The 23720-nt window shown below is 57.7% G+C and carries 25 protein-coding genes and 2 pseudogenes; 10 read left to right on the top strand and 17 right to left on the bottom strand.

Features of this window, described 5'->3' with window-relative positions; genetic code table 11:
- Positions 1 to 374 precede the first annotated feature (374 nt).
- Entirely contained in the window at positions 375 to 983 is a 609-nt protein-coding gene (locus ACYJRZ_RS28305; RefSeq protein ID WP_459464320.1) for a LysE family translocator, read from the top strand.
- Positions 984 to 1336: 353 nt separating this feature from the next.
- Here ACYJRZ_RS28305 and ACYJRZ_RS28300 read toward each other — a convergent pair whose 3' ends face one another.
- A complete protein-coding gene (locus tag ACYJRZ_RS28300; protein WP_459464318.1) occupies positions 1337 to 2716 on the bottom strand; it encodes an MFS transporter in 1380 nt (459 codons plus the stop codon).
- Between the two features lie 67 nt (positions 2717 to 2783).
- On the opposite strand from ACYJRZ_RS28300, the gene ACYJRZ_RS28295 reads away from it, so the two are divergent.
- On the top strand, positions 2784 to 3683 hold the full coding sequence (locus ACYJRZ_RS28295; protein ID WP_459464316.1) for a LysR family transcriptional regulator: 900 nt from the start codon (positions 2784 to 2786) through the stop codon (positions 3681 to 3683).
- Positions 3684 to 4083: 400 nt separating this feature from the next.
- Here ACYJRZ_RS28295 and ACYJRZ_RS28290 read toward each other — a convergent pair whose 3' ends face one another.
- Positions 4084 to 5307 carry a multidrug effflux MFS transporter gene (locus ACYJRZ_RS28290; protein ID WP_459464314.1) on the bottom strand — a complete coding sequence of 408 codons (1224 nt, stop codon included), beginning with the start codon at positions 5305 to 5307 and terminating at the stop codon, positions 4084 to 4086.
- A gap of 192 nt (positions 5308 to 5499) precedes the next feature.
- Between ACYJRZ_RS28290 and ACYJRZ_RS28285 the strand changes: the two genes are divergently transcribed.
- Complete coding sequence (locus ACYJRZ_RS28285; protein WP_459464312.1) at positions 5500 to 6150, top strand: TetR/AcrR family transcriptional regulator; 651 nt, start codon at positions 5500 to 5502, stop codon at positions 6148 to 6150.
- A 69-nt stretch (positions 6151 to 6219) separates the two neighbouring features.
- Here the strand turns inward: ACYJRZ_RS28285 and ACYJRZ_RS28280 are convergent.
- The 4 genes and pseudogenes from ACYJRZ_RS28280 to treS form a co-directional block, all read right to left on the bottom strand.
- A pseudogene (locus ACYJRZ_RS28280) lies at positions 6220 to 6768 on the bottom strand (hypothetical protein); the annotation flags it as partial.
- Between the two features lie 22 nt (positions 6769 to 6790).
- Positions 6791 to 6988 carry a hypothetical protein gene (locus ACYJRZ_RS28275; RefSeq protein WP_459464310.1) on the bottom strand — a complete coding sequence of 66 codons (198 nt, stop codon included), beginning with the start codon at positions 6986 to 6988 and terminating at the stop codon, positions 6791 to 6793.
- Between the two features lie 8 nt (positions 6989 to 6996).
- The gene (locus tag ACYJRZ_RS28270) at positions 6997 to 7179 is read right to left on the bottom strand and encodes a hypothetical protein (RefSeq protein WP_459464326.1); all 183 of its coding nucleotides are present in this window, start codon (positions 7177 to 7179) and stop codon (positions 6997 to 6999) included.
- Positions 7180 to 7566: 387 nt separating this feature from the next.
- Positions 7567 to 9213 (bottom strand): annotated as a pseudogene (gene treS, locus ACYJRZ_RS28265) (maltose alpha-D-glucosyltransferase); the annotation flags it as partial.
- 232 nt (positions 9214 to 9445) lie between these two features.
- On the opposite strand from treS, the gene ACYJRZ_RS28260 reads away from it, so the two are divergent.
- Together ACYJRZ_RS28260 and ACYJRZ_RS28255 are read left to right on the top strand one after the other, a co-directional pair.
- A complete protein-coding gene (locus ACYJRZ_RS28260; protein WP_459464309.1) occupies positions 9446 to 9736 on the top strand; it encodes a DUF3175 domain-containing protein in 291 nt (96 codons plus the stop codon).
- Positions 9737 to 10083: 347 nt separating this feature from the next.
- Positions 10084 to 10611, top strand: coding sequence for a DUF4142 domain-containing protein (locus tag ACYJRZ_RS28255; RefSeq protein ID WP_459464307.1), 528 nt, complete (start codon positions 10084 to 10086; stop codon positions 10609 to 10611).
- Positions 10612 to 10662: 51 nt separating this feature from the next.
- On the opposite strand, the gene ACYJRZ_RS28250 is transcribed toward ACYJRZ_RS28255, so the two are convergent.
- The 10 genes from ACYJRZ_RS28250 to ACYJRZ_RS28205 are packed head-to-tail and all read right to left on the bottom strand — an operon-like array spanning position 10663 to position 18026.
- Positions 10663 to 11697: a Gfo/Idh/MocA family protein gene (locus ACYJRZ_RS28250; protein ID WP_459464305.1), complete on the bottom strand. Its 1035-nt coding sequence runs from the start codon at positions 11695 to 11697 to the stop codon at positions 10663 to 10665.
- A 5-nt stretch (positions 11698 to 11702) separates the two neighbouring features.
- A complete protein-coding gene (gene aroQ / locus ACYJRZ_RS28245; protein ID WP_459464303.1) occupies positions 11703 to 12152 on the bottom strand; it encodes a type II 3-dehydroquinate dehydratase in 450 nt (149 codons plus the stop codon).
- 30 nt (positions 12153 to 12182) lie between these two features.
- Positions 12183 to 12551, bottom strand: a complete 369-nt coding sequence (locus ACYJRZ_RS28240) for a 5-carboxymethyl-2-hydroxymuconate Delta-isomerase (RefSeq protein WP_459464301.1) — start codon at positions 12549 to 12551, stop codon at positions 12183 to 12185.
- Positions 12552 to 12566: 15 nt separating this feature from the next.
- On the bottom strand, positions 12567 to 13427 hold the full coding sequence (locus tag ACYJRZ_RS28235; protein ID WP_459464299.1) for a shikimate dehydrogenase: 861 nt from the start codon (positions 13425 to 13427) through the stop codon (positions 12567 to 12569).
- A gap of 12 nt (positions 13428 to 13439) precedes the next feature.
- Entirely contained in the window at positions 13440 to 14213 is a 774-nt protein-coding gene (locus ACYJRZ_RS28230; protein ID WP_459464297.1) for an amino acid ABC transporter ATP-binding protein, read from the bottom strand.
- 7 nt (positions 14214 to 14220) lie between these two features.
- Positions 14221 to 15045, bottom strand: a complete 825-nt coding sequence (locus ACYJRZ_RS28225) for a transporter substrate-binding domain-containing protein (RefSeq protein ID WP_459464295.1) — start codon at positions 15043 to 15045, stop codon at positions 14221 to 14223.
- A 44-nt stretch (positions 15046 to 15089) separates the two neighbouring features.
- Complete coding sequence (locus ACYJRZ_RS28220) at positions 15090 to 15740, bottom strand: amino acid ABC transporter permease (protein WP_459464293.1); 651 nt, start codon at positions 15738 to 15740, stop codon at positions 15090 to 15092.
- 9 nt (positions 15741 to 15749) lie between these two features.
- Complete coding sequence (locus ACYJRZ_RS28215; protein WP_459464291.1) at positions 15750 to 16418, bottom strand: amino acid ABC transporter permease; 669 nt, start codon at positions 16416 to 16418, stop codon at positions 15750 to 15752.
- A gap of 49 nt (positions 16419 to 16467) precedes the next feature.
- Positions 16468 to 17289, bottom strand: coding sequence for a sugar phosphate isomerase/epimerase family protein (locus ACYJRZ_RS28210; RefSeq protein ID WP_459464289.1), 822 nt, complete (start codon positions 17287 to 17289; stop codon positions 16468 to 16470).
- Positions 17289 to 18026: a GntR family transcriptional regulator gene (locus ACYJRZ_RS28205; protein WP_459464287.1), complete on the bottom strand. Its 738-nt coding sequence runs from the start codon at positions 18024 to 18026 to the stop codon at positions 17289 to 17291. Before ACYJRZ_RS28205 ends, ACYJRZ_RS28210 begins: the two co-directional genes overlap by 1 nt.
- Before the next feature lie 252 nt (positions 18027 to 18278).
- Here ACYJRZ_RS28205 and ACYJRZ_RS28200 point away from each other — a divergent pair, with 252 nt between their 5' ends.
- The 4 genes from ACYJRZ_RS28200 (at position 18279) to ACYJRZ_RS28185 (ending at position 21570) form a co-directional block, all read left to right on the top strand.
- Positions 18279 to 19172 carry a dioxygenase family protein gene (locus ACYJRZ_RS28200; protein WP_459464285.1) on the top strand — a complete coding sequence of 298 codons (894 nt, stop codon included), beginning with the start codon at positions 18279 to 18281 and terminating at the stop codon, positions 19170 to 19172.
- Between the two features lie 20 nt (positions 19173 to 19192).
- Positions 19193 to 19975 carry a 2-oxo-hept-4-ene-1,7-dioate hydratase gene (hpaH, locus tag ACYJRZ_RS28195; RefSeq protein WP_459464283.1) on the top strand — a complete coding sequence of 261 codons (783 nt, stop codon included), beginning with the start codon at positions 19193 to 19195 and terminating at the stop codon, positions 19973 to 19975.
- 7 nt (positions 19976 to 19982) lie between these two features.
- Positions 19983 to 20747 carry a 4-hydroxy-2-oxoheptanedioate aldolase gene (gene hpaI, locus ACYJRZ_RS28190; protein WP_459464281.1) on the top strand — a complete coding sequence of 255 codons (765 nt, stop codon included), beginning with the start codon at positions 19983 to 19985 and terminating at the stop codon, positions 20745 to 20747.
- A gap of 124 nt (positions 20748 to 20871) precedes the next feature.
- Complete coding sequence (locus tag ACYJRZ_RS28185; protein ID WP_459464279.1) at positions 20872 to 21570, top strand: transporter substrate-binding domain-containing protein; 699 nt, start codon at positions 20872 to 20874, stop codon at positions 21568 to 21570.
- A 44-nt stretch (positions 21571 to 21614) separates the two neighbouring features.
- Here the strand turns inward: ACYJRZ_RS28185 and ACYJRZ_RS28180 are convergent, their stop codons facing one another.
- Positions 21615 to 22649, bottom strand: coding sequence for a LysR family transcriptional regulator (locus ACYJRZ_RS28180; protein WP_459464277.1), 1035 nt, complete (start codon positions 22647 to 22649; stop codon positions 21615 to 21617).
- A gap of 40 nt (positions 22650 to 22689) precedes the next feature.
- On the opposite strand from ACYJRZ_RS28180, the gene ACYJRZ_RS28175 reads away from it, so the two are divergent.
- The gene (locus ACYJRZ_RS28175) at positions 22690 to 23655 is read left to right on the top strand and encodes a zinc-dependent alcohol dehydrogenase family protein (RefSeq protein WP_459464275.1); all 966 of its coding nucleotides are present in this window, start codon (positions 22690 to 22692) and stop codon (positions 23653 to 23655) included.
- The last annotated feature ends 65 nt before the right edge of the window (positions 23656 to 23720 follow it).

Here is a 23720-nt window from a genome sequence, read left to right as displayed (position 1 = left end):
GGCACTGTAAACTTATCGGCGTCGGGTGAAAGTAGAACCTGAGGTCCGTGATCAAGCGACCTGAAGATGAGCGATTTCACTCCACATCTGCATTGCCCCCCTCGCAGCTCGCGATGACGGTGTCCGATGGCATGCGCACGCCCGAAATCCGTCCGCTGCAAAACCGTCACCGCGTAGCCAGAGCATCAAAGACAGAAATCCGTTCTTTCAGCGACCGATGCACCAACTCTGTGCTGGATGGATTTCATCCGTAAAGCGCATACCTGTCGGAAACGTGGGTGTATGGTTCCAGCGTTCATCGTCGGGTTAGCTGCTTGACGCGAATGAGGCGGAGTCATATAAAGACATAAAGAATCCTTTATGTGATGGTTTTCATGACGATTGATGTTGCGAATTTATCCCTTTTTTGGATTGCTGCGGTGCTTCTGCTTGGGTCGCCCGGCCCAGCCATTGCAGCGCTCATTGCTGTTGGCAAGGACCAGGGATTTCTCCAGGGTTTGCGCTTCTACGGCGGTCTGCAGATCGGCCTGGCGATTGCCGCGGGTGCGAGCGCGGCCGGCCTCTTTTCCATATTCGCCGCCATTCCGGGTGCCACGAAGGCGATGATGTTCGTCGCAACCGCCTATCTGCTCTATCTCTCCTACAAGATCGCCTTCGCACCGATTGGGGCAAGTGAAACAGAGAGCAGAACGAACTTCGCCTCGACGGTGGCCGGCGGAGCATTCCTGGGCGTGACAAATCCCAAGGCCTATATCGCCTTTGCATCGCTCATGGCGTCATACTCGATCGTCCGGCTCGACACCGTTGCTGATATGTCGATCAAATGGATCGTCTGTGTTGCCGTCATGATTGTTGTCGACCTCGCCTGGCTCTGGGCGGGCGTCGTCCTTGGTCGGGCCAACCTCCAGCCAGCGACAGAGAGAGCAGTGAATGTCCTCATGGGCGGCACGATCCTTGCCACTGTATTGATGGCCATTCTGTGAGCTGCACGCTTGCCCACAAATCATAAGGGCGAGAGATAACACCTGTCGCAGGACGCAAGGTCGAAGCGGAGTTTCGTCTATGAAGCTGGAAATGCCTTCCCAGTCAATTCTCATAGGATCAGCTCCCGATCGTGTTTGGGAGGTCATCACAAACACTCGACTGAGCGGGGAATGGCGCCCCGCCAATTTCGTAACCGGCGGATGGCACTACCGATTTTAAAGCGGATCGCCGAGCAAGAATCGTAAGACCTTTTCAAGGTAATCGCTTTGCAGGAAAAGCGCTGCGGTCCGCATATGGCAAGAAGGCTCGATCGCAATTCTCTTTTCCCAGGCGGATGTGTTTGCAAGGACAATCATGCCGGTGAGACTTTACGCAGTTCTTTCAAGCCGAAGAGTGACAACAGAGCGCCGATGATGAGCAGGCCAGCCGCTATAGCGAACGACAAGCGCATTCCATGGGCAAATGCCGACGGGGCACTTTCTCGCACCAGATAGCCGAAGACCGCAACACCGAGCATACCGCCGACCTGCCGAGCCGTGTTGAGCACGCCCGATGCAATGCCGCCACGGGAGGTCTCGACGGCAGCTAGCGTCACATTTGTAATCGTCGGCACCATCACCGCCATACCCGTGGCGGCCATCAGCATCGGCACGACGAGCGCCGCATAGGATTCCGTCATCGAGGCGGGGATCAACAGCAGATAGCCCGTCGCTGAAAGGCATTGGCCGAATACCATCAAGTGCCTCGGATTGGCTCCAACCATAATGCGACTCATCACGAGGTTGACGATCAAGATCACAACAGTCATCGGCAGGAAAGCGAAACCGGTCCCACTGGCCGAGAGCTTCATTTGCCATTGGAAGTGCAGGCTGAAGACAAAAATCATCCCATAATAGGCGAAGTTGATCAGAAGGCCGTTGATGGAGGCGATAGCGAACGCCGGCGTCCCAAACAGCGACAGCGGGAGCATCGGCGCGCTGCTTCTAGTCTCGATCGCAACGAATGCAACGATGCCAATCAGAGCGAGCACGCCCGCCAAGATGATGTTTGGATGGAACCAACCAAGACGGCCAGCATCGATGAGAGCCATCGCCATGGCGCCCAATGCAACGATAGTTGCGATCTGGCCGGAAAGGTCGAGCGGCCTGCCTGGATTTTTCGGACTACGATGGGCGCTGAACAGGATGATCGCGATGCCAATCACGCCAACGGGCAAGTTCACGAAGAAGATGCTGCGCCAACCGAAATGGGCAATGAGCAAACCTCCGGCCACCGGCCCTGCCGCCAGCGACGATCCAGCGATCGCGCCCCACCATCCAATGGCCCGGCTTCGCGCCTTGTGCGCCGGAAAGGCTTGTTGAATAAGCGCGAGCGAGTTTGACACCAGTAACGCCGCGCCGACGCCTTGCACGACACGCGCCGCAATCAGTGTCTCAAGCGTGGGAGCCAAGCCACAGGCGACGGACGCGGCAGTGAACAGGGCGAAGCCATGGAGAAAGACGGTTCGGGCACCAAAACGATCGCCCAAAGCCCCGGCCATCAGCAGCAGGGCGGCGAAAACAAGCGTGTAAGCGTTGAGCACCCATTCCAGCCCAACGACATTCGTGCCGAAAGTAGTGCTGAGGGCATCGAGTGCGACATTGACCACGCTGACGTCAAGGAGAACGAGAAGGAAACCTAAGGCCGAACCGACAAGGGTAAGCAAAGGCCGAGATCGAGGATGGAGGGACATTGAGATGCTCCGAAAGTGATGGTTCGCTTTGACGGATATGCTTGTTCCATCTCCGCGAAAATTCGGTATGTTCGCCAGTGATCCTGGAGAATTCGCACAGATGATCAATTGGGAAGACGTTCGCTGTTTCCTTGCTCTAGCAGAAAGTGCTTCGCTCTCGGGAGCCGCACGGAGATTGAAGGTGGACCATGCCACGGTGAGCCGGCGGCTGGCCGCGCTTGAGGCCGCGCTCGATGTCCGATTGGTTGATCGGCTACCACGCTCCTGTCGCCTGACCGCGATAGGTGGGGCCGTGCGTGAGCGCGCGCTGGCCATGGAGGCTGGCGCAGACGGAATTGCTCGACTGGCCAAGGCAGCGCATGCTCCACTTGTTGCCCGCGTTGCGCTCAGCGCGCCACCGGTGCTGGTTGCCCCGCTCCTCGCCCGCCATCTTGCCCGCTTCCATGAAGAACATCCGGATATCCGCCTGTCCCTCGCGGCTGAGGGCAATCAAGTCTCGCTGGTACGCCGAGAGGCAGACATTGCCATCCGCCTGGTACGCCCCGAGGAAGCGGGTAGCGTGGCTCGAAAAATTGGGACCATGGGTTTCGGTCTTTATGCCAACAGCTCCTATGCCCGGTTGACCACACCGCAGCGATGGCAATTCATCGCCTTCGACCAGAGCCACGCCGAGATTCCGCAGCAGCAATGGCTGCTCGGTATCGCCGGCGACCGTCCTGTGGTCTGTGAATTGAATTACATCAGCGAGCATCTGATCGCGGCACGCGCTGGAGTTGGCGTCGCGGGCCTGCCGCTCTTCCTCGGAGAGGTAGATTCCGATCTCACACGGATCCAAGCGGATGTGCCGCCGTTTTCTCGGGATATCTGGCTTGTCGTCCATCGCGACCTCCGCCACTCAAGGCCGGTGCGCGCGGTGATGGATTTTGTTGCCGATATTATCGGCAAGGAAGCATGGTTAAAGCTCTGAAACTTGTTGCTCCGCTTCCGCCAGATTGCGCTGAATAACAATGACCGAGCCAAGTTCATTCGCCGTCTTCGACAAATTCTTTCGATGGCGGCGATCGCTCTTGTCGGTTAACACGCTAAGAACTGCCCGCCAATCACTGTTGGAAGGCGCAACCTACGTGATCTGCTTGGGTCGCCCGCGCAGTAGCTAAACCTGCCGCCCATAGGCAGGACGATTGAGGGTAGAAGCCGACGAGGCCCAATATCAGGATGCCGACCATGACCATGGTCATGTCGAACCGTTCACGACCGGCGATCACCAGACCGCCGATTCCCCCGCTGCGAAGGTGCATTTCGCTCGCACTGAAGAGGCCTCGGTGCGAGCGGCCTGTTCAAGTCACTGCAATCGCTGGCGGCAAGATCTATTCAGCTGCGACCACATGCCTGCTCCGCAGCACTGCAATCGAAAGGAGGAGCACGATGGCCGAGCATGTGGCGATAACGACCACCATCGGTCTCGCCGTACCGTCCATAAACATACTGCCGATGCCAACGACCAGCGCCGATGTCATGAACTGAACCGTCCCCATCATCGCCGAGGCCGTGCCAGCGATGCGGCCATGGTGTTCAAGCGCCAGTACCGCCGCATTCGGCACGATCATTCCAAGGAAAGCGTAGCCGGCAAACAGGAAGGCCGCCATGATGTCGAGGCGATCGACGCCACCGGCCATCAGGACAGCCAGCGCCAACATCGTCAGCGCATAACCGGAAACCGCACCGCGGATCACCTTGCGCAAACCAATCCGGCGGGCAAGCCAGCCGTTCATCTGCGACATGCCGATGAAGCCAACGGCATTTACCGAAAAGGCCACGCTGTAAAAGCTCGGAGAGAGCCCGTAATGGCCGATCAGTACGAAGGAGGAGTTGGCGACATAGATCATATAGCTCGACATGCCGAACGAGGCCATCAGCACCAGACCGAGATAATAGGGGTCCTTGAGGAGTGTTCCATAGGCTTTCAATGCTCCGCCGAGGCTGCTTTCACTGCGTGCCACAACCGGACGGGTTTCCTCGAGGAAAAAGCGGCCCGCGACGAAGCCGGCAGCGCCGGCGAAGACCATGACCCAAAAGATCAGCCGCCAGTTCCCGAACACCGTTACGATGCTGCCCGCGAGCGGGGCCAGAATAGGTGAGATACTGAAGACCAGCATAAGCCGCGACATCAGTTGCGCGGCGGCGGCCCCCGTGTGCAGGTCGCGCACGATGGCACGGGCAATCACGACGCCGGCACAGGCGCCGGTGCCCTGAATGAAACGGAAGGCGACCAGCCAGCCGATATCGCTGGAGAGCGCACAGCCAATCGCGCCGAGGATGTAGAGCACCAGACCGACATACAGAGGCCGCTTGCGGCCAAACATGTCCGACAGTGGCCCATAGACAATCTGCGACACGGCCATGGCGGCGAAGAAGGAGATCAGGCTCGCCTGAACCGCATGGCTGTCAGCGTGAAGATCGAGACTGATCGTCGGCAAGGCGGGTAGATACATGTCGAGGGCAAAGAGACCCACGGCTGAAAGAAGGCCAAGGACGATGGCATGGTGGGAGCCGCCGGCTCCGGGAGATAGAACGGAATCCTTGCTCTGCACGGAAAAACCTTTCCCGCACACCATTCCCCGGACGAAGCAAAGTCTCATACAAAAAGCATGTGACGGGGATTGAGTGGGCGATTATAGATGGGACAGCGGAAAGACGGAGATGGTTCTCATGCATGACTCGTCATTCCTGTAAAATATTTTGGACAGTATTGTCCAATTGGTCAAGTCCTATATGATGGTGTCATGAAAACTTCGCCCGCAGCGTCTTCTTCCGAGACAGAGAGTCCGCCCGCCACCAGTAAACGTCAGGCAATCCTGAACGCGGCCACGGAGGTTTTTGCCGAGGACGGGTTTGCGGCGGCGAGCATCGATGCCATCGCGGCAAGGGCCGGTGTGTCACGTCAGACGGTGTACAATCAACTCGGCGACAAGGATAATCTCTTCAAGGTGGTGGTTGCGGAGATCACCGAGAAGTCGAGCGCCGATTTCTTTCGGGTATTGGATACATTCCCCGTGGCGCCTATCGATCTCGAAAAGGAACTGACCGAATTTTCAGCACTACTCCTGCGCAAGGCGGTTTGCGATTCGAATGGCCGCTGGCTGCGCAAGCTCCTCGAAACCGAGGGGGGCAGATTTCCCGAATTATTTGAGACCTGGAAGGAATACGGTCCGGGCAAGAAATACCCTGCTATCGCGGCTCGCCTGGCACAGCTCGCACTTGCTGGCTATGTGGACATAGAGGATCCGGCACTTGCCGCGCGGCAGTATATGGCGCTGCTAGCGACAGATCTGCGGATCAACCAACAGATCGGCCGTCCAACTCCGGAGGAAGAAGTTGATCGCATGGCAAGAGAGGCAACGAAGACCTTTCTGCGCGCTTTCGGCAAACGCTAAAGCACTTCCAGGAAAAGTGCGCAGCAGCGCCGAAGGGCGGCTCGCACCTGAAAAACCCAGGGGGCGCCGATTGGCCGCGACGTTTTGTAGATAGACATCCAGATCTTGCAGATGTCTGATGCCCTCCCAAGCCTGTTCGATGTGTCGCAGCCGCATAGATAGGTGAAACCAATCGAGATATAGCTAACGGGCTGGGATGTTGCGCTACAACGATGCTTTGCAAGCCAATTTCTCCGTTGCTGAAAACACTGACGTCTCTGCCGGGCAGCCATTCCTGTGCGCGCATCGCCGCGCGAACGATATCGTGCTTGCCGGCGGCGAGATTCGGCGCATCGGTAAACTGAGGCGGTGCTCGGCCTTCCGAAACAACGCGTCCCATCGCGATCTCGAAATGCCGGCTTTGATAGCCGGGAGCCGCGCGAATGTAGGGCTATCAATGAAGACGGAAACGAGAGACTTGCCGGCACGATTGAGCCGATAGGGGCTCGCGACGTCGCGCTTTTCGATCTGATCGGCAACCTTGGTCAGCCGGTTGCTCACGGTCCGATGATTGCGGACTCTTGCCGTCGGCAAAAAGACATCCAGTAGGCGAGCTACTTCTCCAAAGAATAGACGGGACCGGAATGCGCTCCCGTCCGTCCTACTTGCCGCCTTTCCGCTTGGGATCGTGGCCGTGATGACGATCGCGTTCGCCACCGCCACCGGAGACCTTGCTGCGGTCCTGCCTATCCGGCTCTGCCGAAGGCTTCGGAATGTTCAATGGCGCCTTCGCATTTTCATGGGATGCTCCCGGACCGCCTTGGCGAATGCTGGCCGGCGTTTTGGTCGAGGTGGACATGGCTCCTCCTATCGATCCTGTTGGTGACCCTGATAGCTTGTGTTGATCCGGCTATTTCCCTGCTGCCCCTTCTTGTCGGGATTGACAGATATATCAAGCTTATGGGGATCGGATAGCAACGGTTTGGCATGGTCGCCAACACCTTTATCGCTTCGATTTTCCTCAGGGACCGGTGGTGGTCTGCTCCTCATCATCTCCTCCTGTCGTTGCTTTGCCGGAAGTTGGGGACGATCTGCTTAGCGCCCCAGAGCGTTTCCGCTTTTCTTCGCATCGCAAAAGCGCTTCATCTTCCTGTTTCACGCAGTTCCGGACGCAAAATCGCTTCGCACTTTTGCTGGAACAGCTCCAAGCAGGATCAATACAAACCGCTTCAGGCCAACAATGTTCCGGAAATGAGCGCCTTAACCGACAGGATACGCGGTTTCGATCTACGGAACACATGAAGCAGGCCTTATCACGCACCTGTCCTTGTGTGTCTTGTAGGCCGCCGATCTCTGCGGCAGGGTTTTGAGACATTGCTCTCAAATGCAGGAACAAGGACAACATTTCGCCGGCTGGAAGCCTCAGCTTGATCGAGGTTTCAACTGGAGCCAGAAATAGCCATAGGGCTGGAACATGATCGGATAGCGAAGCTTGCCAACGACCGGAAATGTCATCTTCCCAAACATCTCCCTGGGGGTTCTACCAGCATATGGGTGCAGGTCGAGCATGGCAGCCTGAGCAATGTTTGACAGGTTCGCAACGCAAAGGATGCATTCGCCGCGATATTCCCTGACATATGCGATGACGGCCGGATTGTCGGTCGTCACAAAGCGAATCGTTCCCCTTGCGAAGGCTTGATGCGCCGATCGGATTGCCAAGATCCGGCGAACCCAGTTTAGAAGAGAATGCCGATCGTTCTCCTGTCCAGCCACGTTGATCACTCGGAATCCAAACCGGGCATCGTCAATCGGCGGTAGCGCAAGCGTCGTTGGATCGCTGCTGGAAAACCCGGCATTCTCGCGATTGGACCATTGCATCGGCGTACGAACACCATCCCGGTCGCCCAAATCGATATTGTCGCCCATGCCGATCTCGTCGCCATAGTAGAGCACCGGGCTGCCGGGCAAGGAGAACAACAGCATGTGGAGAAGTTCAACCCGACGCCGATCCTGGTCCATCAGCGGCGACAAACGACGCCTGATGCCGAGATTCAGCCGGGCACGCTCATCGGAAGCATAGGTGTCCCATAGAAAATTGCGTTCGTCCTCGCTAACCATTTCCAAGGTCAGCTCGTCATGATTTCGCAGGAAAATGGCCCACTGGCAATCCTCGGGGATAGCATGTGTCTGCTGCACCATGCTGATGATCGGCTCGGAGTTTCCCATCGCGACTGCGGTGAATATTCGCGGCATCAGCGGGAAATGGAAGGCCATGTGGCATTCATCCCCTGCGCCAAAGTAATCCCGTGCCTGATCCGGCCATTGGTTTGCCTCCGCAAGAAGAATGACGCTGGGATAGCTGGCTTCGAGTGTTTCTCTGATGCGTTTGAGCAACCTGTGCGTTTCCGGAAGGTTCTCGTTGTTGGTGTTTTCCCGCTCGACAAGATAAGGGACGGCATCGAGACGGAAGCCGTCGACGCCGAGAGCGAGCCAGAAACGCATAATATTCAACACCGCGTCGATGACCGCGGGGTTGTTATAATTCAGATCCGGTTGATGGGAGTAGAAGCGATGCCAGAAATAGGCGTTCGCAACCGGGTCCCAGGTCCAATTGGATCTCTCGCTGTCGACGAAAATGATCCGCGTTTCCGCGAATTTGTCATCCGTTTCGGACCAGACATAGAAATCCCGTTGCGGTGACCCGGCCGGCGCGTGTCTAGCACGCTGAAACCAGGGATGCTGATCCGACGTGTGATTTAGGACCAGTTCGGTAATGACATGCATCTTGCGGGCGTGAGCCGCATCCACGAATCTCCTGAAATCGTCAAGGGTGCCGAATTCGGGACTGATGCTTTCATAGTCAAGTACATCATAGCCGTCGTCTCGGCGGGGAGATGGGTAAAACGGCAGGAGCCAGATGGCATTGATGCCAAGCGATGCCAGGTAATCCAGCTTCTCAGTCAATCCGGCAAAATCGCCAAATCCATCTCCATTGGCGTCGAAGAACGACTTCACATGGAGTTGATAGATGACCGCATCCTTGTGCCAGGACGCATAGCGAAGCTCGCGTTCGGTTTCGCTCAATCGTCAGCTCCCTCGGCAACCATTCTTTCGGTCAAGTGCGGCAGGTTCTGGCTGCAAAATTAATATCGCCTGTCATCTCTTCAAGAGTGCTCAAGTGAAATGTCCTGCTCGGCGGCAAACTTCGCTCGCCGCGCCTGGAACTTGAGGGCAGCTTTCTTGTTTGAATTTCAGCGCTGGCAATCTCGGCTTATCGAGACCGCTGGTAATGCGAATTTCGACAAGGACCGCAGCAATGCCCAAAAGGAAATCGAAGAAGAAATGGTCACAGCACGTCACTGAAAGCAGTGATGCCATGGATCTGAAGGAAGGCATATTCAACGAGCGCAGCGCCAAGAAGATTGCCGATTCACTCAAGGAATCCACGGAAAAGAGTAATCGCCGCAAATCCAGCCCGTTTCAATCCGCCATGTCGATGTTGAATTTCTATATCAATCGGGCAGGCAATCAGCTTTCGAAGTCCCGGCGGGCAACATTGGAAAAGGCAAAAACCGAACTCCGGAAGGATTTTGGCCGCGATCCCTGAGCCTAGCAGTCTCTTACTTTTAGGAGTGGAAGCCGGGCTGTCGTTGAAGGCGATATTTTCGCTGTGTCCAAACCGCGCTGATATCTTGCAGCGGCCTTTCCAATGGTCTCGGTCTCCATAGGGTTTTGGAAGGGGCATGATAGAACGCTTTGATCGCTAGATTGATCGTCCGCTGCTTCGCGGAGGATCGGCAGCCATGCGGCGATGGCACGGGTTGACAGACCGTTCTCCGCAGAAGCTCAGCTCTTATGGAACCTCGTCATCATTTTTGCTCTTCTGTCGGCAAGTAGCCTGTTTGGAACGTTCCGGCCCTTTGGAAGTTCGAAGACTGACGAAAGGAGAACACCATGAAATACTCAATGACTACCGCAGGAATCCTGCTTCTTGCCACCGCGGCGTTCGCGCAATCGGCCGCGGAAAAGACAGGCGTCAATTCTCTCGTAGGCGCCGCGCCGACGACGCAGGATTTCGTCAACGAGGCTGCAAGCAGTGACATGTTCGAAATCAACGCCAGCAAGCTTGCTTTACAGCGAGGCGATGATCAGACAAAGGCCTTTGCCCAGCAAATGGTCGATGATCATCAAAAGACGACGATGCAATTAAAAGATCTCGTAACGAGCGGTAGGGTAAAGGCGGCACTTCCCACTGAAATGGCATCCAATCAGAAAAAGATGCTGACCAGACTGCAAAAGCTGCAAGGAAAGGAATTCGTTCAGCGCTATGATTCTGATCAACGTTCGGCTCATGCCAACGCAGTCGATCTATTCAAACGATATGGTGCAAAGGGAGACAATGCAGCCTTGAAAACATGGGCCACCAATACGACACCAACGCTCGAACATCACCTACAGATGGCCAAGAAACTGGGAAAATAGAGACTGATCGAAACAGCTGAGCGCTTTCTTGCCGCTTGCCTTTGCCCCGAGCTACAGGACGATGCGCGCTCCCGTCGCGGCCGACCGCTTGACGGCCTCAATGACTTTCAATGTCTCCAAGCCTTCCCGACCGCTGACTAAGGGAGTTTCCTCGCCCCGAATGACGCGGCAGAACTGACGGATCTGCATGACAAGCGGGTCCTCGTTTTCGAATGCGGCTCTGTCGCGCTCAAATGCCTCGGTCCAGCTTCGCTTTTCGGCATTGCTCCATATGTCCAGCGACGGCACGGCCAGAGATCCGTGAGTACCCCCGATCATGTAGCAAATCTCCTGAGTTTTCGGATAAGCGGGATTTTCTCCCGTCGTCATCTCCCAGCTCCACGGCGCCACAACGGAATCGGACACGGAAGCAGTCCCGAGAACACCGTTTTTGAACTCGATGAGGATAACAGCGGTTTCCTCGACGGCATTACTTCGCACTGCGTTGGATTCACGGGCCTGTACTGCGTGTATATCGCCGCAAAGGAAACGCAGGTTGTCGATGTCGTGAATGAGATTAAGGAAGACCGGCCCTGCCCCGCGCTCTCGCCGCCAGGGAATGTCAAAATACTCGTCCGGCTTGAACAGCCAGAACATCGCATTCACGATCAGGATTCGACCGAGCGTCCCGCTGTCGATGATCTCCTTTGCTTTCTGTATCATCGGATTATGCCGGCGGTGATGTCCTGTCAGCAGCGCCACGCCTTTGGCCTCAGCCATTTGCACAAGCCTTTCGCCGGCAGCGATGTCGTCCCCGATCGGCTTTTCGATCAGGGCTGGTATGCCCGCCTCAACGGCTTCCAACCCATTTTGGACATGGACCTGGTTCGGCGTCGCAATGATCACTCCGTCGGGGCACTCGGAATTCATCATGTCGGCAAAACTGGGGAACCATCTGACACCCGCTTCACTGGCGATCGCTTGGCCGACTGGCGTCGGATCCACGACTGCCGTCAGCTCTGCGGCGGGCTCTTCCAGCACGTGCCTGATGTGACGCTTGCCGATTAGCCCCGCCCCAAGGACCGCGAGCTTGACCCGGTTCGCCATCGCTATCAGTCCTTTTTCTCAGCCTTGAGCATGGTCGCAACTCTGCGGATGCCGAGCTGATAGCCTTCGGTGCCGAGACCAGCGATAACGCCGTCGGCGCGGTGGGACACGAAGGAGTGATGGCGAAAACTCTCGCGCTTGTGGACGTTGGAAATATGGATCTCGATGACGGGACCTTCAAAGGTATTCAGTGCGTCGAGGATAGCGACCGAAGTGTGGGTGAACGCCGCCGGGTTGATGACAATGCCGGCGCCATCCTCGCGTGCCTGGTGGATCCAGTCGATGATCTCGTATTCGCGGTTGCTTTGATGGAAACAGATCTCGTACCCCAGCTCCGTCGCCAACTTTCGGCAGTCCGCCTCGACGTCAGCCAATGTCTCGTGCCCGTAAATATGTGGCTGGCGCTTGCCGAGAAGATTTAGGTTTGGTCCGTTGAGAACGTAGATGAGGCTCATTGCATTTGTCCTTGTTGGGCGTTGCCGGGATCAGGCGAACGCTATGTCCTGAAACGCGAAGTTTGGGTCGGATTCGTAGAGATCTGCGCGAAGCCCGAGCCGGCCGGCTTCCAAGGCGGAAGCTGCGACGTCACGCGCAGCCTCGAGCACCGATTTCAGCAGCTCTCGTTTGACTTCCGGAGGGCGGCCTGGGGCCATGCGTAGAATTATCTGCACGAAGTGGTTGTCGGGATGCTCGTCGCCGACGCAGGAGACGGTAGCTTCTCTGGCGAAGGTGCGGACAACGGTTGGCTTGACCAGCCCTCCGTCGCGTACCCGGCGATGAACCGCACGAGTCAGCTCGTCGATGGCGACACGTTCCGCTGCGCCTCGGCTGTAGTCGATGATGATATGCGGCATGACATAGTCCCCCGATTAGGCTGCCGCTCGGCACATCTCATCGAAATGGCGCGACATTCGTTCCGTGTCGGGCGACAGACCTGTGAACAGCTCGAAGGCGGCCGCCGCTTGAAACACGGTCATTCCGCCGCCCGGCAGCGTTCGGCACCCCTTCTGCTTTGCCAGCGCAAGGAGTTCGGTCACCAATGGCATGTAGACGATATCGGCCACCCAGTGACGATGCTGTATCCAATCGGGATCTATCGGAAGCCCCGGATGGCTTGGCATACCAGTCGGCGTGGCGTGGATCAGGCCATCTGCGATGGCGAGCGCGGCACCCACGTCTCTGACCGGCCTTGCGACCTCTCCTGAAAATCTCTCATTGAGCTGATCGGCAAGCGTAGAGGCGCGGCGCTCGTCCTGATCAAAGATCGAGAGTTTTTCTATGCCGAGTTTCACGGCAGCGTGCGCGACGGCTACCCCGGCACCACCAGCGCCAAGCAGAACGGCATGAGCCTTCGCGACGTCGGGCAAGCCGCGCTCGAAATTCTTGTAGAAGCCATACCAGTCGGTGTTGTGTCCGATCCGCTCGCCGTTCTGAAGCACGACCGTGTTGACGGCTCCAAGCATCTTAGCGTCCTCGGACAGGCGCGTCAGGTGAGGCAGCACGGTCTGTTTGCACGGATGGGTGATGTTGGTTCCCGCATAGCCGCGGCTTTCCAGCTCGTTCAGGAGATCCGGCAGCGCGGAAGGAGGCAATCCGCGCACTGCCAAGTCCACGAGCTCGTACTCGTAATCAAGCCCCAGGTGGCGCCCTTCCGTTTCATGGAGCGCCGGCGACTTTGACATCTGGATGTCGGCGCCGATGAGGCCGACCAGGAATTTGTTGTTGTCCATGTCTCTGCCCGATCAGTGATGCGCAAGGATTTCGCCGAGAAATGCCCTTGTCCGGTCATGCTTGGGGTTCTTGAAGAAGGTTTCGGGCTCCGCCTCCTCGATGATCTCTCCGGAAGCCATGAAGATGACCCTGTCAGCGACTTGCCGTGCGAAGCCCATTTCATGGGTCACGCAGATCATCGTCATGCCATCTCTTGCGAGGCCGATCATGGTGTCGAGAACCTCTTTGACCATTTCGGGATCCAAGGCGGACGTGGGCTCGTCGAAAAGCATCGCTTTCGGCTCCATGCATAGGGCACGCGCGATGGCGACGCGCTGCTGCTGTCCGCCGCTGAGTTGTGCCGGATACTTTTCCGCCTGATCGAGGATGCGGACGCGCTCGAGATACTTTCGCGCCAACTTCTCTGCGTCGGCACGGCTTGCGCCCCGCACTCTCATGGGTGCAAGCGCGCAGTTTTGCAGGACGGTCATGTGCGGGAACAGATTGAAGTTCTGGAAAACCATTCCGACTTCACGGCGAATGGCGTCGACCGCCTTGGCGGTGCCATCAAGCATTTGACCTTCCACCACGATCTTGCCGCCTTGAATCAGTTCAAGAGCGTTGATGCAGCGGATCAGGGTGGACTTGCCGGAACCGGACGGTCCGCAAAGGACGATCTTCTCTCCCTTGCGAACCGACAGATTGATGTTCTTCAGGGCGTGGAAGGCGCCGTACCATTTCTCCACTTTATCAAGGGATATCAAGGTCGACTGATCGTTGGGAGAATTGAGCACGGCGCCCTCCATTTATGCTTTACTTGACCGTAAACGGGATGTTGGGGATGGATTCAGGGAACTTGGGAAGATCGATTGCCATCCACTTCTTGGTGATGGCAGCGAGTTCGCCGTTGCCTTTGATCTTGTCGAGGAAGGCGTTGACGGTCTCGTTCCAGTCCTTCTCGCCGAGTCGCGTTCCCACGCCGTTGTAAGTCGTCAGGAAGTCGATCTTTCGTTCATACGTGCCGGCGCTGGCCGCATCGAGCCTCTGCCCGTAGAACTGATTGCCGCCCACTGCCTTTACCTGTCCGGAGATCAGGGCCTGGATAGTGGCCGCATCATCGTCGAAGCGGCGGACGGTGGCCTTCGATCCGACCGCGTCGGTTACGGCCTTGTCCTGCGAGCTGGACTTCGGCACGCCTATTTCCCAACCAGCCACGTCGGCCGGCGATTTCACGGCGTCGGCTTTGGCGGCATAAAGCGAAATCGTGTTGGCCGCATAAGGTTTGCTGTACTGGATCGCCTTGGCGCGCTCTTCCGTCATCGCCATCGTGGCGAAGAGAATATCGACCTTGCCGGTCGTGAGCGCCGGAATACGGTTCGCTACCGCGAGCGGTTGGAACTGGACTTTCACGCCGAGTTCCTTGGCGAACAGCGTCGCCACATCGGCGTCGAAACCGTCCTGTTTGCCGCTCGAATTCACAAAGCCCCAAGGCGCGTTGTCGCCTTGGATGCCCACGACGAGCGTTCCCTTCGACTTGATCTCCTCAACAGATGCCGCGGTGGCTGCCGTGGCGCCAACGGCGGCGAAGGTAGCGGTCGCCAGCGCTAGACCGAGAAATTTCCGACGATTGGTATTCATTGCACTTTCCTCCTCTTGTGCTGTTTACTTCTCCCGAAGCAGGTTTAGCGGGCGGCTTTTGCCATCCGTTTCTCAAGGCCGCTTCCGACGTGGGAAAGAGGCCAGCAAATCATGAAGTAGATTATTCCGACGATCCCGAAGACTAGCAGCGGGCGGTAGGTCTGGTTCGATATGATCTGGCCAGCCCGGGTCAACTCGATGAAGCCCACGATCGCGGCAAGCGACGTTCCCTTGATGAGCTGCACGAGAAAGCCGATGGTCGCAGGCATCGAAATCTTCAAAGCCTGCGGCAAAACCACGTCCTTCATTCGGGAGACGTAATGCAGGCCAAGAGCGTTCGCGGCTTCAGTCTGCCCTTTGGGAACGGCTTCAATCGAGCCGCGCCATATCTCGCCGAGGAAGGCGCTTGCGTGGAGAGTGAACGCGATCGCGACAGCGACCCAGGCGTTGACGTCGATGCCAAACAAGGCAACGCCGTAATAGACGACAAAGAGCTGCATCAGGAGCGGCGTGCCCTGAAAGAGCGCGATATAGCCGGATGATGCAAGCCGGGCGAAACGATGCTTCGACGTGCGCGCAAGCGCAATCAAAATGCCGAACACGCCTCCGCCGATGAAACCGATAACCGCTAGCAATAAGGTCCATTTCAGACCCTGAAGGATGAAGAACAGCTCGTTTTCGCCGATGGGACCCATGAGCGCCTCCTATCGAGTCGGATAGTTGAAGTAGGAACGGGAGATCAGGGCGAAGATTCCCATCATCAGGCTTGAGATGACCAGGTAGATTGCGGTCACGGTGAAGTAGACTTCGAAGCTTCGGAACGTATCCGACTCGATGCGCTGCGCCGCGGAAGTCAGCTCATATGCGGCGATCGAGGTGCACACCGACGTGGTCAAGGTCAGCATCACGAACTGGCTCGTCAAAGAGGGGTAGATCGCTCGCAGTGCCGGCTTCAGAACGATGAGCCGGAATACATCGGCCTTGTGCAGCCCGAGCGCAAAACCGGCTTCGATCTGTCCCTTGTTGATGCTCTCGACGCCCCCGCGGATGATCTCGATAGCGTAGGCGCCTCCGTTGATCCCCAGCGCGATGATTGCGGTGACCGTCGGGTTCAGGCGGATGCCCATAAGCGGGAGGGCGAAGTAGATGAAGAAGATCTGCACCAGGAACGGCGTGTTGCGGACGACTTCGACGAACGCGATAACCGGAGCGCGAACCCACGCGGTCTTCGACGTTCTCGCTGTCACGCCCAGGATCCCGATCGCGAGAGCGAGCAGCATCCCGGCGAAGGCGAGACCCAACGTTCCGAGCGAACCCCAAAACAATTCCGGGGCGCGGTCGAAGACCGCGCCAAAATCAAACCTGTAACCCATCTGCTGGCTTCCTCCCTTCGGCGCGGCTCTCGCCTCGCCGGCGCCGCGATCACTGACCCGGCTTAAATATTCGTAAGGCCCCTTCGAACAGGCGTTTCAAATGCTCCTCCGCGTCTGCCGAGCCTGAAAGAGGTACTTCGACCGAGATCGATGCGGCCCCGTCGGCTATTTCAACCAGTTCACCCAAAGGCAATTCGCCCTCGCCAGGAGCAAGACGCTTGCCTCGGGCCTCCGCGATCATGGCCTCGGCGGTGCTCGGAGCGGGTCCGCTGACGTCGCATAACTGGACGTGCTTGACCCTGTCGATGTCGGCGCGTAGCGACGTCAACGTTCCGCCGTTCCTGAAGAAATGGACTCCGTCTACGAGTGCGCCGGCATTGGACGTGCCGCTCGATTTCAGGAGATCGACGCTGTCAGCGAAGGTTCTGACCGTCCGCCATCCCATGTTCTCGATATCGACTGCCAATCCGTAGCCGCTTGCAAGGCTGCAGAATTCGGTGAAGTTCGACTGCAGCCTGCTCCGCTCCGGATCGTCGCCGCACACGCTTAGACGCTTGGCCCCGATGTTGGCGGCCGCAGCCACTATGGGCTCCAGAGACGAGGCGTTGAACGAGGGATCGATGACAAAGAACTCGATATCGAAGACCTCAAGCGCTTCGCCGCGCAATACGGCTTTCAATTCTTCCGCTGCGCGACCGCCTACAGGCAGCTCATAGTATGGCGCTCCAGGAAATGCCGGATTGAGCCTCAGTCCAATTCTGGAAAAGCCCGCCTCCGCCGCGGCCTTCGCAAAATCGCTCGGCGCCAGGGAGATGGCGGAGAAGTGCGCCACGCCAATCTTTTGCTCTGACTTTGATCCAGGCGGCATCATCACACTATCCCTTTCGTCGCGAGATGATTCCGAAGGTTCGTCCCCGTGCGGTGGATGTGCTGTCGCAGTTTCTCGCAGGCGTAGTCGATATCCCGCGCGACCGCTCCCTGCGCGATCTCGCTGTGCTCCTGCCCGACGTTCCGGTCGCCGGACGTCCTGATGAGGAAGACCCGGCGGTATCGGTCATTCAGGTTCAGCAAGAGGCCGCAGAAATGCAACAGAAGCGGCTTGCCGCAACCGGAAATGAGCGTGAGATGGAATTCCCGGTGAAGCGTTTCCCATTGCTCGAGCGTCTCAGGCCGTGAGGCATCTCGTTCCGTGCGGTTCAAGCGATGGAGCGAGCGCATTATATTGCCCTCCCACTCGACATCGCCGATGCGCATGGATTCCCGCAGCGCGAAGACTTCGAGCTCTTCGCGGAGCGTCGTGATTTCTTCCAAATTCGCCAGTGAGATCGGCGCCACGCGATAACCGCGGTTGTCCTGAAATTCCACCAAACCGTCGGAGATCAGGCGGGCAAGCCCCTCCCTCAGAGGGCTCAAGCTAACATTGAACGTGCGGCGCGCCTTGTCGAGATTGATCTTGCTGCCGGCCTCCAACTCGCCAGAGATGATCGCCTCGCGCAAACGCGACGCCAACTGGCTTCCGATCGTGTTCTTGCCATCATCGGCAAAACCCGCGGACGCCGTCTCCTCGTCTGTCAGTGGCGCAGAGGCGCTGTCGTCGCTCGAACTCATCCCTGCTCCCTGGCAATTTCGATCAACTGTCGATGATCGATATGATAAACGATTATTTGTGTCAACGGAAAACGTGAATAAACCCATTTTGCTGGCTACAACACATACGCCTCTCAACTTTAATTGGGTTTTTTCAAAGAGTTAATCTTGTACTTAGCCAGTTCCCTCCTCGCCGATGGAAAAAGTCGTCGTAACATTCATTGACAGATAATCGATTATTTTGAATAGTCAGAGCCATTGGGAGGTAGCCCTATGGCCATAAAAACCGAAGGCGAGTTGACGCCTGCCGTCCTCGCGGTGATGAACAAAACCGAGGATCCCCGCCTGCGAGAAATCCTCGTCGCAATGGTGAAGCATCTCCATGCATTCGTGCGAGAGGTAAGATTATCCGAAGTCGAGTTCCGCGAAGCCACGGCGATACTCAACGAGATCGGACAACTACAGACGGACAGCCACAACGAATTTGTTCTCATGGCCGGATCTCTCGGCGTATCCTCGCTGGTGTGCCTTTTGAACAACGGCAACAGTGGCCAGACGGAGACGTCGCAGTCTCTTCTCGGCCCGTTCTGGCGCCTGAACTCTCCCCGCGTCGAAAACGGCGGCACGATCGTCCGCTCCGACACGCCGGGCACGCCCCTCTATGTCCGCGCCAGGGTGGTAGACCGGGACGGCAGGCCGATGGCTGGTGCCGAGGTCGACGTCTGGCATGCTTCTCCCGTTGGGCTCTATGAAAATCAGGATCCCGATCAGGCTGAGATGAACCTTCGGGGCAAGTTCACCACGGATGCCGACGGTCGCTTCTGGTTCAGAACCGTGAAGATGGTCGGATATCCGATCCCGGTCGACGGCGTCGTCGGCCGACTGCTGAAGGCGCAGGGGCGTCACCCGTACCGGCCAGCGCATCTTCACGCCCTGATCTTCAAGCAGGGATACAAAACGCTGATTTCCCAGGTCTTCGATCCAAGCGATCCGCACATCGATTCCGACGTTCAGTTTGGCGTGACGGCAGCCCTCACCGGCGACTTCGTTCTCCATCAGGAACCACATCCGTCCGAGCCCGGCGTCGACGGCCCCTGGTTCTCACTCGACTACACTTACGTCATGGAACCCGGCGAAGCCGTGCTGCCGCGTCCACCCATCAAATAACCAACGACAGAGCCGAACCGATGATTACAGAACAGGAACGCCGAGAGGCGGCCAACGCCCTTCTGAAGGCGGAAACCGAGCGCAAGCCAATCGTTCAACCGAGCAAGACCTATCCCGGTCTAGAGCTTGAAGACGCCTATAAAATTCAAGCGCTCTGGGCGGAGGCTCGCATTGCGAAGGGTGCTCGGATCGCAGGCCATAAGATCGGCCTTACGTCGCGCGCAATGCAGATGGCGTCCAAGATGACCGAGCCCGACTACGGTGTCATCCTCGACGACGCCCTGTACAATGACGGAGCGCAGATCAAGGCGGACCTCTTTATCAAGCCCCGCCTCGAAGTCGAGCTTGCCTTTGTGATGGGCGAAGATCTCGAAGGCCCCGGTACGCGGATCTACGACGTGATGAGGGCGACCGAATTCGTGGTTCCGGCGCTGGAGATCATCGACTATCGCACCGAAGTTCCAAGGGCGATCACAGACACGATCGCCGACAATGCCGCTTTTGGCGCGATCGTCGTAGGAGGTCGCATCATTCGTCCAATGGATATCGACATCCGCTGGGTAGGAGCCACCCTTTCGAAGAACGGCATCATCGAGGAATCCGGTGTTTCCGCCGCCATAATGGGCCATCCGGCAGCTGGAATCGCGTGGTTGGTAAACAAGCTCCATGCGGTGGGCGGCGGTTTGAAAAAGGGGCAGATCGTGCTGGCCGGCTCCTTCACCCGCCCTGTGGATATAGCCCGAGGCGACGTGATCCAGGCCGACTACGGCCCCGTCGGCTCAATCGGCGTCTCATTCGTGTGAGGATCTAATGGAACTCCCAATCAACAGGTTCAAGCGAAAACTCCTGGCCGGTCAAAGTCAGATCGGATTGTGGTGCGGCCTTCCGGGCAGCTATACGGCGGAAATCGTCGCCCCCTCCGGTTTCGACTGGCTGCTTTTCGATACTGAGCATTCTCCTAGCGATGTCCTCACCGTGCTCCCACAGTTGCAGGCGGTCGCGCCATACGACGTTGCCGCCGTGGTGCGCCCTGCCTTCAACGACCCCGTATTGATCAAGCGTTTTCTGGATATCGGCGTCCAGACGCTTCTCATTCCCTATGTGCAGAATGAACAGGAGGCGAAGGCGGCCGTGGCCGCGGCGCGTTACGCACCGCGAGGTATCCGCGGCGTCTCCGCCCTTACCCGCGCCACGCGTTTCGGCCGCGTGCCGAACTACGCGCAGATCGCGGAACAGGAGATCTGCCTCTTGCTGCAGATCGAGACACGGGAGGCGCTCGATCAGCTCGAAACCATCGCGGGGGTCGACGGAGTCGATGGGATCTTCATCGGTCCGGCGGACCTCGCAGCCAGCCTCGGCTATCCCGGGCAGCCGGGGCATCCCGAGGTAGTTTCGGCAATCGAGAATGCGATCGAACGCTTGAAAGCCATCGGCAAGCCTTCGGGCATCTTGACGTCTGACGAGAAGTTTGCGGCTCGCTGCATAGAGCAGGGAACGCTGTTCACGGCGGTTGGCGTTGACGTTGCCCTCCTTGCCAGAGGATCGGAAGCGCTTGCGTCCAGGTTTTCGCGCTAGAGGCGGATGATTTCAGGTCTTTTCGACTTCAAACCCGAATCCGCTCTGGAATCAAAGAAGTAGAGCGTGATGTCATCCGAAAACCGCCTACACTTTTCGGCATCACGCTCTAGGGAGACGTAGCATGTTCACTTTGGAGCAGGTCTGCTCGGAGATAGCGCCGACTGGAATCATTAGGGCCGCCGTCAACATGTCGAACGCAGCATTGATTCGCTGGGACGAAAATGCAGGCGCCTTAGTGGGCCCCAGCGCGGAAATTGCGAATAGGATCGCCAATGAACTCAATCGCGGGCTTTCGCTGATACGATACGGATCGGCAGCGGATATTCTTTCTGCCGCGGACCGCGGCGAGTGGGACATCGCCTTCATCGCGTCAGACCCATCGAGAACAGATCGCTTCAGCTTCTCGCCTCCCTATATCTCGGTCGAAGCCACCTACCTGGTTCCGGTCTCTTCACCCTACCGGACGGCGGACGAGCTGGATTCCAAGGGAATTCGCATCGCCTCCGCGCGTAGCGCCGCCTATACGAAGCAGCTTGAGCGAATACTCAAGCGAGCGACGGTGCTACATGTCGATAGCCCCACGGCCGCCCTCGACTTTCTCGCGAACGGAGAATGCGATACGGCGGCCGGACTGACGGAATTCCTCTTCAATGCCTCCGAGCGGATGGAAGGTTTCCGGGTGGTAGATGGAGTGTTCTCGCAAATTCCTCAGACCATCGCGGTGCATAAACGGGCCACTAACGCCTCGCTTTTCTTCGCGGACTTCGTGCGGCGGCTCGGTGGCGCGGATGTCGAGGAAGAAAAAGGGGGCGTTCCCTGAAATTCTTCTACAAGGGATGAGGAAGTTGATTCGTCTCGCGCCCATCATCGTTCGCACGCGAGCCAAGGCGAGGTTTGGGAAAAACGCTTGGTGATCCAATCAGCGAAGGCGCGGGTTTTGTTGGGCACGTGCCGACCGGAGGGGTGGACAAGGTAGATTCCGCCCTCGTCAGGCACCGGATAATTTTCGAGAACCTGAACAAGACGCCCGTCGCTGAGATCACGACCGACCAGCCAGTCCGTCGCATAGAGCAATCCATGGCCATTGATTGCGGCAAGCACCAGGGCCTCGGCATCATCCGATATGAACGGGCCGGAAACGGGCACAGAAAGTTGCTCGCCGCCCGGCATTATGAACTCCCAGAGGAAAGGATTGGGCTTCCCCGAGAAGATCAAACAGTGTTTTTCAGAAAGATCACCGGGTGTCGTCGGTGCCGAATGTCGCTCAAGATATGAAGGCGACGCCACAATCATCCGCTTCCTATCCGCAAGCTTGCGGCTCACGAGTCTCGAGTCCGGCAAAACCCCAAGGCGGATCGCCAGATCGAACCCGTCGCCGATCAAATCCACGAATCGATTTGAAAACGCAACATCGAGCGTCACACCAGGATAGGCATCGAGAAACTCGACGAGAAGCGGCATCAGCCACATTCGGCCAAAACTACCCGGCAAAGCCAGCCGAAGTCGCCCTCGCGGCTCGCCGCTGGAATACCGTTCCGCTTCCCGACCTGCGCTCGCCAGGCCCTGAAGTAAAGGGCGGATCTGCTGAAGGTAAGCGAAGCCGGCTTCGGTAAGCGTAATGCTGCGTGTGGAACGTTCAAGAAGCCGAACTCCGAGACGCTGCTCCAAATTCTGTACGCGACGGGAAACTACCGTGGCGTCGCGTCCAAGTCGCCGGCCGGCAGCGTTGAACGATGCGCCTTCGGCAACGGCGACGAGAGCTATTAAACTTTCGATGTCAGGAAGGGCATCTGATTGCTGCATAATATGCAGATATATACTGCATATTGCCCCAATTCCAGATTCTTTTGCAGGATGGCATAGTTGTGGCTGCCAAACACTATGAAAGGGCAATACCATGCACGCTATCACGCTAAACGGACCTTCCTTGGACCAGCTGGTGAGAACGGAGCTGCCTGATCCCCCATCACCCGGGCATGCTCAGCTATTGGTCCGGATGCATGCCGCGAGCCTCAACTTCATCGATCTCGCCGTGGCGCTCGGAAAATATCCCGGCATCGATTATCCGCTCATTCCCGTCGCGGATGGCGTTGGCGAGGTGATTGCGATCGGAGATGGTGTCTCGGGCTTTGCCGTTGGTGACCGTGTTGCTTTGCACCCGAAAGCAATTTGGTCTGCCGGGCGAGGAACGACAGAGAGGGCTGGCGCTACCCGCGGCGCCACACTGCCGGGCTCGCTGATCGAGATAGCAACTGTAGAGGCTGGCTCTCTCGTCAAAATCGCCGATCATCTATCTTGGGAGGCGGCAGCAACCACTCCGATCGCGGCAACGACCGCGTGGAACGCATTGGTGTGCGCCGATATCTGCCCCGGTTCCACCGCAGTTTTTCTCGGCACAGGTGGCGTCTCGCTATTTGGCCTCCAACTGGCAAGGGCAAGGGGAGCGCGGACGATCGTTACCTCTTCCTCCGATGAGAAACTGGAATTCGCGCGCGCGCTCGGCGCAGACGCGACCATCAACTATCGCAGATCACCAGACTGGGATTCACAGGTCCTGGAACTGACCAACGGGCTGGGCGCTGATCTCGTCCTGGATACGGTCGGAACCGATACCTTTGTGCGGTCGCTTGCCGCGGCACGTTATGGCGGCGTCATCTTCACGATCGGCTTCGTCACGGGGACGAACCTACAGATCGACCTGATGCCAATCATCGTCAAGGCTCTGCGGGTCCAAGGAAACAATACAGGATCGGCGGAGGACTTCAGCAAAGCTATGAAGGCGATCGATACGGCCCAGATCGTACCGGTGGTGGCGCAAACATTCAGTGTCAACAATATTGCAGAAGCTTACCACGCACTGTCCGAGGGTCCCCTTGGGAAACTCGCCATTCGACTGGACTGGTAAATCGCTCTGTCGGCGTTGGCTCCAGTTGCATCCGCGCCGGCATATTCGATCTCCAAGGCCGCGTG

It is taken from the genome of Rhizobium sp. No.120, assembly GCF_054558365.1.
Note: the sequence above shows the minus strand (reverse complement) of the source record. Positions and strands in the feature narration are given on the sequence as shown.